Origin of the sequence: Streptomyces sp. SID14478, from assembly GCF_010548525.1 — a bacterium.
In the GTDB taxonomy this organism is placed as follows: domain Bacteria; phylum Actinomycetota; class Actinomycetes; order Streptomycetales; family Streptomycetaceae; genus Streptomyces.
In genome coordinates, this window is the sequence record NZ_JAAGMG010000744.1 from 1 (window position 1) to 16,386 (window position 16,386).

Annotated in this window: 11 protein-coding genes; 6 read left to right on the plus strand and 5 right to left on the minus strand. The window is 69.0% G+C overall.

What is annotated here, in order from left to right; translation table 11 throughout:
• The 5 genes from G3I40_RS24800 to G3I40_RS24820 form a co-directional block, all read right to left on the minus strand.
• Positions 1 to 1,603 (minus strand): TPM domain-containing protein (locus tag G3I40_RS24800; protein WP_343245013.1); only part of this gene is annotated, 1,603 nt, incomplete at its 3' end.
• Between the two features lie 306 nt (positions 1,604 to 1,909).
• Positions 1,910 to 2,686, minus strand: a complete 777-nt coding sequence (locus G3I40_RS24805) for a succinate dehydrogenase/fumarate reductase iron-sulfur subunit (RefSeq protein ID WP_164304337.1) — start codon at positions 2,684 to 2,686, stop codon at positions 1,910 to 1,912.
• Complete coding sequence (locus tag G3I40_RS24810; protein ID WP_164304338.1) at positions 2,683 to 4,614, minus strand: fumarate reductase/succinate dehydrogenase flavoprotein subunit; 1,932 nt, start codon at positions 4,612 to 4,614, stop codon at positions 2,683 to 2,685. The genes G3I40_RS24805 and G3I40_RS24810 overlap by 4 nt, the downstream gene beginning before the upstream one ends.
• Positions 4,614 to 5,459, minus strand: coding sequence for a hypothetical protein (locus tag G3I40_RS24815; protein ID WP_164304339.1), 846 nt, complete (start codon positions 5,457 to 5,459; stop codon positions 4,614 to 4,616). Before G3I40_RS24815 ends, G3I40_RS24810 begins: the two co-directional genes overlap by 1 nt.
• A gap of 20 nt (positions 5,460 to 5,479) precedes the next feature.
• Positions 5,480 to 5,776 (minus strand): hypothetical protein, encoded by a 297-nt coding sequence (locus G3I40_RS24820; RefSeq protein WP_164304340.1) that lies wholly within the window; start codon positions 5,774 to 5,776, stop codon positions 5,480 to 5,482.
• Between the two features lie 694 nt (positions 5,777 to 6,470).
• Here G3I40_RS24820 and G3I40_RS24825 point away from each other — a divergent pair.
• From G3I40_RS24825 to G3I40_RS24850, 6 genes are all read left to right on the plus strand, one after another.
• Entirely contained in the window at positions 6,471 to 8,753 is a 2,283-nt protein-coding gene (locus G3I40_RS24825; protein WP_164304341.1) for an ABC transporter family substrate-binding protein, read from the plus strand.
• A gap of 258 nt (positions 8,754 to 9,011) precedes the next feature.
• On the plus strand, positions 9,012 to 10,919 hold the full coding sequence (gene typA, locus G3I40_RS24830; RefSeq protein WP_164304342.1) for a translational GTPase TypA: 1,908 nt from the start codon (positions 9,012 to 9,014) through the stop codon (positions 10,917 to 10,919).
• A gap of 797 nt (positions 10,920 to 11,716) precedes the next feature.
• A complete protein-coding gene (locus G3I40_RS24835) occupies positions 11,717 to 12,751 on the plus strand; it encodes an ABC transporter permease (protein ID WP_164304343.1) in 1,035 nt (344 codons plus the stop codon).
• A 106-nt stretch (positions 12,752 to 12,857) separates the two neighbouring features.
• Entirely contained in the window at positions 12,858 to 14,654 is a 1,797-nt protein-coding gene (locus G3I40_RS24840) for an ABC transporter substrate-binding protein (RefSeq protein WP_164304344.1), read from the plus strand.
• A gap of 111 nt (positions 14,655 to 14,765) precedes the next feature.
• Complete coding sequence (locus tag G3I40_RS24845) at positions 14,766 to 15,743, plus strand: ABC transporter permease (RefSeq protein WP_164304345.1); 978 nt, start codon at positions 14,766 to 14,768, stop codon at positions 15,741 to 15,743.
• Positions 15,744 to 15,753: 10 nt separating this feature from the next.
• On the plus strand, positions 15,754 to 16,386 hold a 633-nt coding region (locus G3I40_RS24850), incomplete at its 3' end, for an ABC transporter ATP-binding protein (protein WP_164304346.1).

Here is a 16,386-nt window from a genome sequence, read left to right on the forward strand (position 1 = left end):
CCCGTGCCGCCGCGAGCGACTCGTCGAGCGCCGCGTCGGCCTCCTCCACGCGCCGCAGCGCGTCGATCGGGTCGTAGGGGCCCGCGGCGATCTCCTTGCGCACGTCGGCGAGCACGGACTCGGCGCGGGCGATCCGGCCCCGCAGATCGGCCGTGGAGACGCCCTCGGCGGTGCCTTCGAGCAGGCCGCGCGCGTCCGCGAGGTCCGTCTCGGACTCGGTGAGCGCGGCGGGCAGCTTGTCCGTGGCCTCGGCGAGTTCGCCGGCCAGACGCTCGATCGCGGCGGTGAACGTGCCGGCCTGGTCGACGGCGCCCTCGGCGGCCCGCAGATGGACGGCGGCCTTGCCGTTCTCCCCGGCGTCGACGGACTGCCTGGCCTGGTTGAGGTGCGTCGTGGCGAACACCAGCCGGTCCTTGGCCTGCTCGATGTGGCCCGCGACGGGCAGCAGGGCGGACGGCGCGTACCGGGTGCCGAGCTCCTTCAAGGTGTCCTGCGCGCCGCTGGTGCGCGCCGCCAGTTCGCGGAAGGTGCGCTCGGCGTTCGCGAGCGCCTCGGGCGCCGTCTGCTCCAGGGCGCGCAGCCGGTCGAAGTCGCCGGACTCCTTGTCGAGCCGCCGCCCGGCCTCGGTGCACCGGCTGACGATCTCCTCCAGCATCCGCCGCTTCGTCGCGTCGTCCTCGGGGAACGCGTCGTCGAGCTGCTGGCGGATCTTGAACGCCGCCGTCAGTTCCGTCTGCGCGTACGCGAGCGCCTCCTGGAACGGCACGGTCGCCTCCTCCCCGAACTGGGCGGTGGCGAAGCCGAGTTCCTCGGTACTGGTGCGGATCGCGTCGTCGATCTCCACGAGCAGGTGCTTGGCCTGCTTGTCCAGCTCGGGCAGCGGGGTCAGCGGCGGGGACTGCTTCCCCCAGCCGCCACCGGGGGTCGTGCGGTTGTTCACGCGCTTCTTGCGGCGGGTGTACGAGTACGCGGCCAGGGCGCCTGCCCCGCCGACGGCGATGACCGGGAGCACCAGGTCACCGGTGCCGCTCCCGTCGTCGGCGCCGCTCGCGCCGGGGTCCGCGTCGCCCGGCGTGATGGCCGGCGTCGGCACGGGCTGCCCGGCGACGACGGCGCCGATGCCGTCGGCGGCCCCGATCCCGGCTCCCGCCCAGTCGTTCTTGCGCAGCGCCGGCTCGACCGCGGTGCCCGCGATCTCCTGGATCTGGGCGTCGCTGAGCCGGGAGTCCTGGTCGACGGAGAACGCGTACTGCCGGTCGTGCGTGGCGACGGCGAGGAGTACGTCGTTGAGGCCGAGGCCGTTCTTGTCGGCCGTGGCGTTGGCCCAGTCCTGCGCGGAGCGGCCGGAGAAGTCCCGCACATAGGTGACGAAGAGCTGGATGCCGCGTGCGTCGTCGAGATCGCCGAGCGCGGAGGCGACGGCGTCCTCGCGGTCCCCGAGGGCGCCCACCTTGTCGGTGATCTGGCCCGTGCGGGAGAGGGTGACCGGGTCGTCGGCGCGGGCGGATGCGGCGGGCAGCAGCAGCCAGACCAGCGCGAGCAGCGCGGCTGCGGCCGTCCGCACGGCTATCTGTACCGGGCGAGGTATCTCGGACGGGGGCACGTTTCGGAGCGTATGTCCGGTCGGAGGGTGCCGCGACCGGGGCACGGTGGTGTGCCCCGGTCGCGGCCCCGCCCGCGGCGCAGGTCACCGCTGCGCGTCACCGGAAAGGGAGCGAGCGCCCCGCCTCGACCGTGCGGGTGTCGGGGCTGCCCGCACGCGGGCAGCCCCAGTGGCCGGTGCCAGGGCCTCGGGCCGGGCGAGCCCGCGTCGTCACCCTCCGTATGCACCGCGGTCCGGCAGGCGCGGATCACATGCCCGCCCCGGCTACGAGGACCCGGCTACGAGGACCCGGCTACGAGGACCCGGCTACGACGACGTCCTGCGCCGGATCTTGTTCCCCAGCCACACCACCGGGTCGTACTTGCGGTCGGCGGCGCGTTCCTTCAGGGGGATCAGCGCGTTGTCCGTGATCTTGATGCCCTCGGGGCACACCTCCGTGCAGCACTTGGTGATGTTGCAGTAGCCGAGGCCGTGTTCGTCCTGGGCGGTCGTCTTGCGGTCGAGCCCGCCCTCGGCGGCCGCGTCCAGCGGGTGCATGTCCAGCTCCGCGACGCGCATCAGGAACCGCGGCCCCGCGAAAGCGGTCTTGTTCTCCTCGTGGTCGCGCACCACATGGCAGGTGTCCTGGCACAGGAAGCACTCGATGCACTTGCGGAACTCCTGCGAGCGGTCGACGTCCTCCTGCATCATCCGGTACTCGCCGGGCCCGACACCGGCAGGCGGCACGAAGGCAGGGACCTCCCGTGCCTTCGTGTAGTTGAACCCGACGTCGGTGACGAGATCCCGTACGACGGGGAAGGCCCGCAGCGGTGTCACCGTGATGACGTCCTGCGGCGTGAAGACCGACATGCGCGTCATGCACATCAGCCGCGGACGGCCGTTGATCTCGGCCGAACACGAACCGCACTTGCCCGCCTTGCAGTTCCACCGCACGGCCAGGTCGGGGGCCTGGGTCGCCTGCAGCCGGTGGATGATGTCGAGGACGACCTCGCCCTCGTTCACCTCGACCTCGAAGTCCTCCAGACCGCCGCCGCCGGTGTCCCCGCGCCACACCTTGAAGTGGGCCTCATACGCGTCGCTCACTCGTACAGCTCCTCTTCGGCCAGGTACTTCACCAGCTCCTCCTTCTCGAAGAGGGCGAGCAGGTCGGGGCGGATGGGTTCGGTGGTCTCGCGGGTGAGGTCGATCTGGCCGCGGACCGGGTCGGTCGCCGCCAACCCCCCTGTCGGGTCCCGCAGTTGGCACAGCAGGTTCGCCCGCCGCCACTCCCGGTCCATGACCGGGTGGTCCTCGCGGGTGTGGCCGCCGCGCGACTCCGTACGCTCCAGGGCGGCCCGCGCGACGCACTCGCTGACCAGCAGCATGTTGCGCAGGTCGAGCGCGAGGTGCCAGCCCGGGTTGAACTGCCGGTGGCCCTCGACCCCGGCCCGCCGCGCCCGCACCCGCAGATCGGCGAGCTTGCGCAGCGCCTGCTCCATCTCGCCCTCGCGGCGGATGATGCCCACCAGGTCGTTCATCGTCTGCTGGAGCTCCTGGTGCAGGGTGTACGGGTTCTCGGGGACCGTGCCCTCCTCCTGGCCCTCCGCCGAGAAGGGCCGTAGCGCCTCGGCGGCGGCGCCGTCGATCTGCGTGTCGGCGACGGACGGCCGGTCCGTCAGCTCCGCCGCGTACGCCGCCGCGTGCAGGCCGGCCCGCCGCCCGAACACCAGCAGGTCGGAGAGCGAGTTGCCGCCGAGCCGGTTAGAGCCGTGCATCCCGCCGGCCACCTCACCGGCCGCGTACAGACCGGGCACGCCGCGGGCCGCCGCCGTGTCGGAGTCGACGGCGATGCCGCCCATCACGTAGTGACAGGTCGGCCCGACCTCCATGGCTTCCGCCGTGATGTCGACGTCGGCCAGCTCCTTGAACTGGTGGTACATGGACGGCAGTCGGCGCCGGATCACGTCGGCGGGCATGCGCGAGGACACGTCCAGGAAGACCCCGCCGTGCGGCGAGCCCCGGCCCGCCTTCACCTCGGAGTTGATGGCGCGCGCCACCTCGTCCCGGGGGAGCAGCTCGGGCGGGCGCCGGTTGTGGTCCGGGTCCTCGTACCAGCGGTCGCCCTCCTCCTCCGACTCCGCGTACTTCTCCTTGAAGACGTCGGGGATGTAGTCGAACATGAACCGCTTGCCCTCGGAGTTCTTGAGCACCCCGCCGTCTCCGCGCACGGACTCGGTGACGAGGATCCCCTTCACCGACGGCGGCCAGACCATCCCCGTCGGGTGGAACTGCACGAACTCCATGTTCAGCAGCGGGGCACCCGCGAGCAGCGCCAGCGCGTGCCCGTCGCCGGTGTACTCCCACGAGTTCGACGTCACCTTGAACGACTTGCCGATGCCGCCGGTCGCCAGCACCACGCTCGGCGCTTCGAGCACGAAGAAGCGCCCGCTCTCGCGCTGGTAGCAGAAGGAGCCCGAGACCCGCCCCGCGTCGTCCTTCAACACCCGTGTGACGGTGCACTCCTGAAAGACCTTCAGCCGCGCCTCGTAGTCGCCGAACTCCTCCTTGTCCTGCTGCTGGAGCTGGACGATCTTCTGCTGGAGGGTACGGATGAGTTCGAGGCCGGTACGGTCACCGACGTGCGCGAGGCGCGGGTACTCGTGCCCGCCGAAGTTGCGCTGGGAGATCCGGCCGTCGCGCGTGCGGTCGAACAGGGCGCCCCAGGTCTCCAGCTCCCAGACCCGGTCCGGGGCTTCCTGCGCGTGCAGCTCCGCCATCCGCCACTGGTTGAGGAACTTGCCGCCCCGCAGCGTGTCGCGGAAGTGGACCTGCCAGTTGTCCCCGGAGTTCACGTTGCCCATGGCGGCCGCGATGCCGCCCTCCGCCATCACCGTATGGGCCTTGCCGAACAGGGACTTGCAGATCACCGCGGTACGCGCACCCCGCTCGCGCGCCTCGATCGCGGCCCGCAGCCCGGCGCCGCCCGCGCCCACCACGACAACGTCCCACTGCTGCCGCTCCACCGCATTCATCAGAAGAACCTCGGATCGTCGAAGGCACCGGACGCGACCAGGTACACGTAGAAGTCGGCGAGCGCCACACTCACCAACGAGGCCCAGGCCAGCAACATGTGACGGGCATTCAGTTTCCCTACCCAGCCCCAGAGGCGATAGCGCACCGGATGCTTCGAGAAGTGCTTCAGGCGGCCGCCGACGATGTGCCTGCACGAGTGGCAGGAGAGCGTGTACGTCCAGATGAGCCCGATGTTGAGCAGGAACACCAGCGTGCCGAGCCCCATGTGGCCCCACCGGTAGTGCTCGTCGCGGAAGGACAGCACGGTGTCGTACGTGAGGATGCAGGCGACGAGGACGGCCGCGTAGAAGAAGTACCGGTGGATGTTCTGCAGGATCAGCGGGAAGCGCGTCTCGCCGGAGTACTTCTTGTGCGGCTCGGCCACCGCGCAGGCGGGCGGCGACGCCCAGAAGCCGCGGTAGTAGGCCTTGCGGTAGTAGTAGCAGGTCAGCCGGAAGCCGAGCGGGAAGATCAGGATGAGCAGGGCGGGGGAGAGCCCCCACCAGCCCCCGAAGAGCTCCCAGTTGGGCCCGTGCCGCATCGGCGCGCAGTTGTCCGCGAGGCACGGCGAGTAGAACGGGGAGACGTACGGGGCCGCGTAGTAGTCCGCGTTCGCGAAGGCCCGCCACGTCGAGTAGACGATGAACGCGAACAGGCCCGCCGCGGTCGCGGCCGGGGCCAGCCACCAGCGGTCCGTGCGCAGATGGGGCGCGCTGATCGCGGCACGCGTCCGGCCTCGCACGCCGGTGCCGCGGTTGCTATGGGGTTCGGTGTCGCTACTGGTGGGTTCCGTGCCGGTGGCCAACGAAGCCTCCGCTCGCAGGGTCAGGGGGCGTGCCTGTGCCCGGCGCCGAGTCCCTCGTCGTCGAGGCCGTCGGTACCCGTCCACAGGCTGCTGTCGTACGGGGTGTCGGGAATCGGCACGAGCCCCTCCGGGCGGGGCGGGGCCTGGTGCGCCCCTGCCGACGCGCGCAGCAGGGCCACGCTCTCGCGCAGGTGCTCGGAGTCGGCGCACACCCGGCGCAGGTCGGGTCCGTCGAGCTGGGGTCGGACGCGGCCCAGGGTCCGCGCGAGGTCGTCCACGCAGCGCTGAATCGTCGTCAAGTCGTCGTTCAGGGACATGACTTGGCCTCACTTCCGCTGGTGCGGCGGAGATGCTCATGCGCCTGCGAGTGTCGCGCGTCACATTGCCGTTTGTGAAGGGAGCGGTACGGATTGTCGCGGCGCGACGAGGTGCGCGCCCCGAGTTTCGCGCCGCCGGGGTCCTGCGCCTGAGGGGGTGCGCCCTGAGGTCGCGCCGCCGGGGTCCTGCGCCTGAGGGAGGCGCCCTGGGGTGGGACCGCCGGGGTCCTGCGCCTGAGGGAGGCGCCCTGGGGTGGGACCGCCGGGGTCCTGCGCCTGAGGGAGGCGCCCTGGGGTGGATCCGGCGGGTGCGGGTCGTCTGTGGCCGGTCGCACAGTTCCCCGCGCCCCTGGAGGCATGCGGCTTCGCCGCGCCTCCCCCGGGAGGGCGCACGCAGTGCGCCTCTCGGGGGCGCGGGGAACTGCGCGACCAGCCCCCACCGGACCCGCACCCGCCGGCCCCACCCCAAGGGGCACTTCCGAGGCGCACCCCCGAGGCGCACCCCCGAGGCGCACCCCCGAGGCGCACCCCCATTGGGCGCCCGGATTGGGCCGCACGAGTGGGCTTCCCCGGGGGCATCGCGTGTCGCAACCCCCGGCAGGGCCTCGTCGCGTTCAGTGGCCCAATAGATGTGATCAGCGACATATACCGCCGAATGAGACAGAACCGGCCCGCACCGGAGGTAGACGCCGAGATGCACCGAACCCCTAGGCGCCCAGGCGCAGCCGCCCGCTCGGCCGCGTTCCTCGTGAGCGGCGCGCTCGCCGCGACCGCCCTGGCGGGCTGCGGCTCCGCCGACGAGGCGAGCGCCCCCTCCGCCGGGCAGGACATCGCGCCTGCCGCCCGCGACCAGATCAAGGACGGCGGCACCCTGCGCTGGGCGATCGACGCCGTGCCCGCGACCCTCAACTCCTTCCAGGCGGACGCCGACCAGGGCACCGGCCGGATCGCCGGCGCCGTCCTGCCGTCGATGTTCCGCCTCGACGCGCAGGGACGCCCGCAGCGCGACGCCGACTACCTGGAGAAGGCCGAGGTCATCGAGACCGAGCCGAAGCAGGTCGTGCTGTACAAGCTGAACCAGCAGGCGGTGTGGAGCGACGGCCGGGAGATCGGCGCGCCCGACTTCGCCGCCCAGTGGCGCGCCCTGTCCGGCAAGGACAGCGCGTACTGGACCGCGCACAACGCGGGCTACGACCGCATCGAGAAGATCGAGCGCGGGGCGAACGACCTGGAGGTACGGGTCACGTTCTCCAAGCCGTACGCGGACTGGCAGGCCCTGTTCTCGCCGCTGTACCCCAAGGACGTCATGGGGACCCCGGACAACTTCAACGAGGGCGCGCGCCGCAAGCTCAAGGTCACCGCCGGCCCCTTCGCCCTCGACAAGGTCGACCGCGACGACAAGCAGGTCACCCTCAAGCGCAACCCGCGCTGGTGGGGCCGCCCCGCCAAGCTCGACAAGCTGGTCCTCGCCGCCGTACCGCGCTCCGAGCGGGCCGAGGCCCTCGCCGCGGACCGCCTCGACCTGGCCGACCTCGACTCGGGCGGCGCCGACCGCCTCGCCCACGCCGCCCGCGACAAGGGCGCGACGGGCCCGCTCACGCACGGCCCCGGCGCCGCCCTCACCCCCGGCAAGGCGCTGCGTTCCTGGGCGATCGTGCACGGCGAGGACGAGGAGGCGGCGGACGAGGAGATCTCCGCCCGCAAGAAGACGCGCAAGGCCATCAAGAAGTACGCGAAGGAACAGGCCAACCTGCACGGCTTCCAGCTCCGCAAGTCGCTCGAACCCGCCTACACCCAGCTCGCGCTGAACGGCGCCGAGGGCCCGCTGGCGGACGAACGCGTGCGCCGCGCCGTGGCCCGTGCCCTCGACCGCAACCAGCTCGCCGAGGCGGTCCTCAAGCCGCTCGGCCTGCCGGTGCACACCGTCGACAACCACCTCGCCCTGGCCGGACAGTCCGCGTACGCCGACAACAGCGACGCGCTCGGCGACCAGGACACCGCGGAGGCGCAGGCGCTCCTCGCCGACGCGGGCTGGGTGCCCGGCGGTCCCCTCAAGGAGAAGAAGGAGAAGCCGAAGACGGCGGGCAGCGAGGCCGACTCCGGCAGCGACGCCGCCGACGACGGCGAGGACTCGTACATCGTCGGCGAGGACGACAAGCCCGCCGACCACGCGCCCCCGCTGCTCGCCCCCGGTCCGGTCGCCGCCGCCCAGTACGCCGCGCTCCTGCACCAGGCCGACGCCATGAAGATGCGCGAGGCCGACAAGGAGAAGAAGAAGCACCCGGGCACCGCGAAGCACTCCGAGCACCACAACGACGCCAAGCGGCTCGGCAAGCAGGGCGGGGCCCCCGGCGCGTACGCCCCCAAGGGCACCGCCGCCCCGGCCGGCGCCGCGACGGGCGCCCTCGCCAAGGACGGCAAGCCGCTCACGCTGCGCTTCGTGATCCCCTCGGGCGAGGGCTCCGAGCAGCTGCGCGCGGTCGCGGACAAGATCACGCAGATGCTGCAGAAGATCGGCGTCCGCACGGACATCATGAAGGTCGACGACGAGAGCTACTTCAAGGACCACATCGCGTCCGGCGAGTACGACCTCGCGCTCTACTCCTGGCCGGCCTCCGCCTATCCGGCGACCGACGCCCGTCCCATCTACGCCAAGCCGATCCCGGCCGCGGACGGGTCGCTCACCGTCGAGCAGAACTACACCCGGGTCGGCACCGACCACATCGACCAGCTCTTCGACCAGGCCATCGGCGAGCTCGACGCGGACGAGGCCAAGTCCCTGGTCAAGCAGGCGGACGGGGAGATCTGGGCCGCTGCAGGATCGATTCCGCTCTACCAGCGGCCCGAGCTGGTGGCGGCCAGGCCGGATCTCGCCAACGCCGGCGCCTTCGGCTTCCAGGAGCCGCAGTACGAGGACATCGGGTTCCGGAGGACGGGCGGCGGCGCGAAGCCCTCCGCCTCGCCCTCGGGTGACTGACGTCAAGATTATTTAGCTCAGATCCAGCTCAACTCCCTTGCCCGCCGGCCGACCCGGCGGGCAAGGTTCGTTGTACCCATTGACCTGCAGTTTTCTTGGAACGACCGGTGCCCGCAGGCCTCCCCACGAGGCCCGGGAACGCCCCCACCCGTCAAGCCACGTACCATGGGGTGAGGCCGTGGCGTGTCCAGCCCGGCAGGGCGCGCGTATCACTGATGTACGCGCAGCCGTCCACTCACTCCGGGAGTACGCCGCAATATGGCCACGCGCCACGACATCCGAAACGTCGCCATCGTCGCTCACGTCGACCACGGCAAGACGACCATCGTCGACGCCATGCTCAAGCAGGCCGGCTCCTTCGCCGCGCACGCTGCCGAGTCCCTCGACGATCGCATGATGGACTCGAATGACCTGGAGCGTGAGAAGGGCATCACGATCCTCGCCAAGAACACAGCGGTGAAGTACCACCCGAAGGATGGCGGCGACGTCATCACGATCAACATCATCGACACCCCGGGCCACGCCGACTTCGGTGGCGAGGTCGAGCGCGGTCTGTCGATGGTCGACGCGGTGGTCCTGCTCGTGGACGCCTCCGAGGGTCCGCTCCCGCAGACCCGCTTCGTGCTGCGCAAGGCGCTCCAGCAGCGCCTGCCGGTCATCCTGTGCATCAACAAGACGGACCGCCCCGACTCGCGCATCGACGAGGTCGTCAACGAGACGTACGACCTCTTCCTCGACCTGGACGCGGACGAGGAGCAGATCGAGTTCCCGATCGTCTACGCGTGCGGCCGTGACGGCATCGCCTCGCTGACGAAGCCGGAGGACGGCACCGTCCCGGCGGACTCCACCAACCTGGAGCCGTTCTTCTCCACGATCCTGGAGAGCGTCCCGGCCCCGACGTTCGACGAGTCCGCGCCGCTGCAGGCGCACGTGACGAACCTGGACGCCGACAACTTCCTCGGCCGCATCGCGCTGCTCCGCGTCGAGCAGGGCGAGCTGCGCAAGGGCCAGACGGTCGCCTGGATCAAGCGGGACGGCACGATCTCCAACGTGCGCATCACCGAGCTCCTCATGACCGAGGCGCTCACCCGCAAGCCCGCCGAGGTCGCGGGCCCCGGTGACATCTGCGCCGTCGCCGGTATCCCCGACATCATGATCGGCGAGACCCTGGCCGACCCGGAGAACCCGATCGCGCTGCCGCTGATCACGGTCGACCAGCCGGCCATCTCCATGACCATCGGTACCAACACCTCGCCGCTCGTCGGCCGTGGCGGCACCGGCAAGGGCGCGCAGGCGAAGTCCGCGGTCAAGGACCGCAAGGTCACCGCCCGCCAGGTCAAGGACCGCCTCGACCGCGAGCTGATCGGTAACGTCTCGCTGCGCGTCCTCGACACCGAGCGTCCCGACGCCTGGGAGGTGCAGGGCCGCGGTGAGCTGGCGCTGGCCATCCTGGTCGAGCAGATGCGCCGCGAGGGCTTCGAGCTGACCATCGGCAAGCCGCAGGTCGTCACCAAGGAGGTCGACGGCAAGGTCCACGAGCCCGTCGAGCGCCTCACGGTGGACGTCCCCGAGGAGCACATGGGCGCCGTCACGCAGCTCATGGGCGTCCGCAAGGGCCGCATGGACAACATGTCGAACCACGGCTCCGGCTGGGTCCGCATGGAGTTCGTCGTCCCGTCCCGCGGCCTCATCGGCTTCCGTACGGAGTTCCTGACGAACACCCGCGGCACGGGCATCGCCCACTCCATCCACGAGGGCCACGAGCCGTGGTTCGGCACGCTGACGACCCGGAACAACGGCTCGCTGGTCGCCGACCGCGCCGGCGCCGTCACCGGGTTCGCGATGACGAACCTGCAGGAGCGCGGCGTGCTGTTCACCGACCCCGGCACCGAGGTGTACGAGGGCATGATCGTCGGCGAGAACTCGCGCGCCGACGACATGGACGTGAACATCACCAAGGAGAAGAAGCTCACCAACATGCGCTCCGCCTCCGCGGACTCCTTCGAGGCGATCGTCCCGCCGCGCAAGCTGTCCCTGGAGCAGTCCCTGGAGTTCTGCCGCGACGACGAGTGCGTCGAGGTGACCCCGGAGGCCGTGCGCATCCGCAAGGTCGTCCTGGACCAGAAGGAGCGCGGCCGCTCGGCCTCGCGCGCCAAGCACGGCTGATGCGCTCCTAGGCGCAGCAAATTGGGCCCGGCACCCCGAAGGGGGTGCCGGGCCCTTTGCGTTGCCGCTAGCCTGCCCCTGTCTACGCGGGGTGACCGGGGTGGACCGGCGCGAACGTCAGGACTCGCTCAACAAAGGGTCAAATACCATCCCGGTGCAAGTGATTAAGTCCACCCTGGTGTCCGGTATCCGGGCACCGGTGGTCGATAGATATGTAACACGTCCGTTTCGTGTCCCTCTATCTCGGATCTGTTTGTCCGGATTTTGGGAGATGTACGCATCAGGTGTGATCGAACCGAGACCAAAAGAGTGTGGTCGACGAAGGCCGCGTGGCTAATAGTTGACGGCGTAGAGCTCGGGTCAATGGGTCACGCGCTGTGGGGAGCGTCGACTCGCGAGCACACTGGGGCACTTGAACCTTCGCCGTCAGGGGTGTCGGCTGGGTGACATGTGCCTCCACTTGTAGTGAACAAAGTGGACTCATGAGGAGGAACCCATGCGAGGTGCCACAAGCGCCATATGGGTCGCGTCGTCCCCGATGACAGGTGTAGGTCCCGCGGGCACGTTCGATCTCGTCCCCGCAGTGGACGAGGCAACGATCCAGCGTCGCGAACGCTCTTGACGGCTCGGTCCGTCGACCGGCCGACGGCCGGCCACGGGCCAGGGTTCCCCAGGGGTGGGTTCACCCCAGTCGTTGTTCCCATCGCGCGCTTCGAATGACGTACGCCGTGCGAGGGCCGTCGGATCTTCCGGATACCCGGCCGACGACCTCCAACACCTGTGAAATGGACGAATTCATGACGAGTCCAATCGAGATTGAGGGCGCCGAGACCTCTTCCGCCTTGGACAAGGACAGCGCGCCGCAGGGTGACGCGCAGGCGCCCAAGAAGAAGCTGGAAGGGCGCAGCCCCGGACAGTTGATGTGGCGCCGCTTCAAGCGGGACAAGACGGGTGTCGTCTCCTCCGTCATCGTGCTGCTGTTCTTCTTGATAGCCGCGCTCGCCCCGGTCATATCGAAGCTGTACGGCAAGGACCCGTACACCTTCTACGGCCAGGACGACCCCACGCTCCTGAACGAGTTCAACCTGCCTGCCGGGCCCAACGGCGGCATGTCGCCCGAGCACTGGTTCGGCATCGACCCGAACTACGGCCGCGACGTGTTCTCGTACCTGCTGTACGGCATGCGGACGTCGCTCTACACCGCTCTCGTCGCCACGATCGGCATGGTCCTGCTGGGCGTCGTCATCGGCCTGGCGGCGGGCTACTTCGGCGGGAAGATCGACTACTGGCTCGGCCGGTTCACCGACTTCATGATGGCGCTGCCCAACCAGCTGTTCATGGTCGCGGTCATGCCCGTGGTGGTCACCGTCTTCGTCGCTCCCGACGAGGAGACCCCGGTCTACATCCGCTTCCTCGCCATCACCGGCGTCATGTGGATGCTCACCTGGATGAGCCTGTCCCGCCTGGTGCGAGCGGTCACGCTCTCCCTGCGCGAGCGGGAGTTCGTCGAGGCGGCCAAGGTCGCGGGCGCCTCGCCCTGGCGGATCATCCGCAAGGAGCTGCTGCCCAACCTGGTGACGCCGATCATCGTCCAGGGAACCTATCTCCTCCCCAGCACCATCCTCTCGGTCGCCTTCCTCTCGTTCGTCGGCGTCGGCTATCAAGACCCCACTCCCGACTGGGGCTTGATGTTCGCCACCGCCGCGAAGATCTACGAGCAGGACCCGACCTACATGTTCTTCCCGGGTGTCGCCATGGTGGTCTTCTTCGTGGCGTTCAACCTCCTGGGTGACTCGGTCCGGGACGCCTTCGATCCCAAGACCGGGCGCTGATCCAGCGTCACCCAGGGGGCAGCTGCCACCCGGGCGCCGGCCGACCAACCGGATGCGCCAGGCAGCACCAAAGGATCACTACTCACAGGCAGGTGGACTCGACTCCATGAGCATCCTTCGATCGCGCACGGCGCAGGCAACGGTCGCCGCAGCGGCTGTCGGCGCCCTCGCGCTGACCGGCTGCAGCAGTGGCAGCAAGAGCAGCGACAAGCCCGCGGGCAAGTCCCAGGACGAAGCCAAGTCCCAGGCCAAGCCGGTCACCCTGGGCACCGCCCAGGACTCGGTCGGCCCCGCCGCCCCGGTCTCCGGTGCCAAGAAGGGCGGCACGGTCCAGGTCTACCAGGAGAGCGACTTCTCGCACCTGGACCCGGGTCAGATCTACGTCTCCGACGCCGGTCTCGTCTCCAAGCTCCTCTTCCGTGGCCTGACCACGTACAAGGAGGACGACAAGGGCAACCAGACGGTCGTCGGTGACCTCGCGACCGACCCGGGCAAGTCCTCGGACGGCGGCAAGACCTGGACCTTCACGCTGAAGGACGGCGTCAAGGACCAGAACGGCCACGTCATCACGTCGGCCGACATCCGCCACTCCATCGAGCGCATGTACGACCCGTTCATCACGGACGGCCCGACGTACATCCAGCAGTGGCTCTCGGGCGCGGGCACCAAGTACCGCGAGGCCTACAAGGGTCCGTTCAAGGGCAAGCACCTGCCCGACTCGGTCCTGGCGACGCCGGACGACAAGACGATCTCGTTCCACTTCCTCGAGGCGCACACCGACGTGCCGCAGGCGCTCGCCATGGCCGCCTACTCCGTCGTGCCCGAGAAGACGGACACGAAGCAGAAGTACGACCAGTCGCCGGTCGCGACGGGCCCGTACAAGGTCGCGTCGTACAAGCCGGGCAAGTCCCTCTCCCTGGTGCGCAACACCAGCTGGGACGAGAAGTCGGACCCGATGCGCCACGCCTACGTGGACGGCTTCAACATCGAGTTCAACCACACCAAGGACGACCAGACCAAGACGATCCTGGCGGACCGTGGCGCGGCGAAGAACGCGATCATGTTCACCGGCCAGATCGACGCCACCCAGCTGCAGAAGATCACGACCGACAAGGCCGTGATGAAGCGCACGATCCAGGGCTACGCCCCGTACGTGTGGCAGCTGAACTTCAACATGGACCGCATCAAGGACAAGCGGATCCGTGACGCCATCGCCCTGGCGATCCCGGCCACCTCGGCCGCCCGCGCCGACGGCGGTGCCTACGGTGGTGACGCGGCGACCTCGCTGATGTCCCCGACCACCCCGGGCTACGACAAGACGTACGACCCGTTCGACCGCACCAAGAAGCCGAACGGTGACATCGCCAAGGCGAAGAAGCTGATCGACGAGGCCGGCGCGAAGGGCAAGAAGCTCGTCTACGCCTACGCCAACACTCCGGTGCGTGTGACCCAGGCCAACCTGATCGTCAACAACCTGAAGAAGATCGGCCTGGACATCCAGAAGAAGGAAATCGACAACGCCACCTGGTACGAGCAGATGGGCAAGGTCAAGAACGGCCTTGACCTCTACATGACCGGTTGGGGTCAGGACTGGGCCGACGGCAACACCGTCTTCCCGCCGTCCTTCGACGGTGCGCAGATCCAGGACGGTTCGTCCAACTACTCGCACACCAACGACAAGCACGTGAACTCGGAGCTCGCCCGGATCCAGCTGATCGCGGACGCCGACGAGCGCGCCTCTGAGTACGCGAAGCTCTCGAAGTACATCTCCGAGAAGATCAACCCGGCCGCCCCGATCTACTACACCAAGGTGTTCCAGATCGCCGGCTCCAACGTCGGTGGCCTGCGCTACTCGACCGTTTCGAGCTACACCGACCCGACCTCGGTGTACCTCAAGAAGTAAGCAGCACAAGGCAGTTCCTGGGGGTGGAGGCGCGGCGGAGCCTCCACCCCCGGGCCGCCGGACCCCCCTCCTGGCCTCCCACCGCCGCCGTCCTGAGAGCAGCTTTTTGCGATGCTTCGATTTCTCATACGCCGGACGTTCGGCGCAGCACTCATCCTTCTGCTGATCAGCGCCTTCACGTTCTTCATGTACTTCGCCATCCCACAGGACCCGGCGACGCTCGCGTGCGGCAAGAACTGCACTCCGGCCGCGCTCGACATCATTCACAAGAACCTCGGCCTCGATGATCCCGTGCCGCTGCAGTACTGGCACTACCTGGTCGGCATCTTCGCCGGACGTGACTTCGCGGTGGGACACTGCGACGCGCCGTGCTTCGGCGTCTCGTTCCGCAACAACCAGATGGTGTGGGACACGATGATGGATCGTCTCCCGCTCACCATCTCCCTGACGATCGGTGGTCTGATCGTCTTCCTGATCGCCGGTCTCGGCGCCGGTCTGCTGGCCGCCCGCTTCCGTGGCACGTGGCTGGACAAGATCTTCAGCGGTGCGTCGCTGGTGACGAGTTCCTTCCAGATCTACTTCCTCGGTCCGATCGTGCTCGGCATCTTCGTGTACAGCACGGGGTGGCTGGACAAACCGAAGTACACACCGATCACCGAGAACCCAGGGGCCTGGTTCGCGGGCCTGGTGATCCCATGGCTGGTCATGGCCACCATCTTCACGGCCAACTACACCCGCATGGCGCGCTCCTCGATGATCGAGCAGCTACAGGAAGAACACGTCCGCGCGGCCCGCGCCAAGGGAATGAGCGCGCGCTACGTCTTCTTCCGGTACGCCTGGCGCGGCTCCCTCATCCCGATCATCACCATCATCGGAATGGACATCGCCGCCCTGCTCAGCGGTGGCATGGTCACGGAACTGACCTTCGGTCTCGCCGGCTTCGGCCGCCTGGCCATCGACTCGGTCAACAACAAGGACCTGCCGGTCCTCATGGGCGTGATGCTCGTGAGCGCCGCCTTCATCATCATCTGCAATGTCGTCGTGGACGCGCTGTACGCCGTGATCGACCCGCGCGTGCGTCTGTCCTAGGAGAACCCCCGTGACCACACTCACCAAGACCGAGGACGCTCCGGCGCCGGCCGGTTCCGACGCCTTCCTCTCGGTACGCGACCTGCGGGTGCAGTTCTCCACCGAGGACGGCGCCGTCAAGGCGGTGGACGGCCTCTCCTTCGACCTGGAGCGCGGCAAGACGCTCGGGATCGTCGGCGAATCGGGCTCCGGCAAGTCGGTGACCAACCTGACCGTGCTGGGCCTGCACAACAAGAAGAACACCAGCATCGACGGTGAGATCCTCCTGGACGGCCAGGAACTGCTCACCGCCACGGAGTCCGAGATGGAGAAGCTCCGTGGCAACAAGATGGCGATGATCTTCCAGGACTCGCTGACCGCGCTGTCGCCGTACTACACGGTGGGCCGGCAGATCGCCGAGCCGTTCCGCAAGCACACCGGCGCCTCGAAGAAGGAGGCCCGGGACCGGGCCGTCGAGATGCTGGGCAAGGTCGGCATCCCGCAGCCCAAGCAGCGGGTCGACGACTACCCGCACCAGTTCTCCGGCGGTATGCGCCAGCGCGCCATGATCGCGATGTCGCTGGCCTGCAACCCGGAACTGCTCATCGCCGACGAGCCGACCACGGCCCTCGACGTGACGGTGCAGGCGCAGATCCTCGACCTG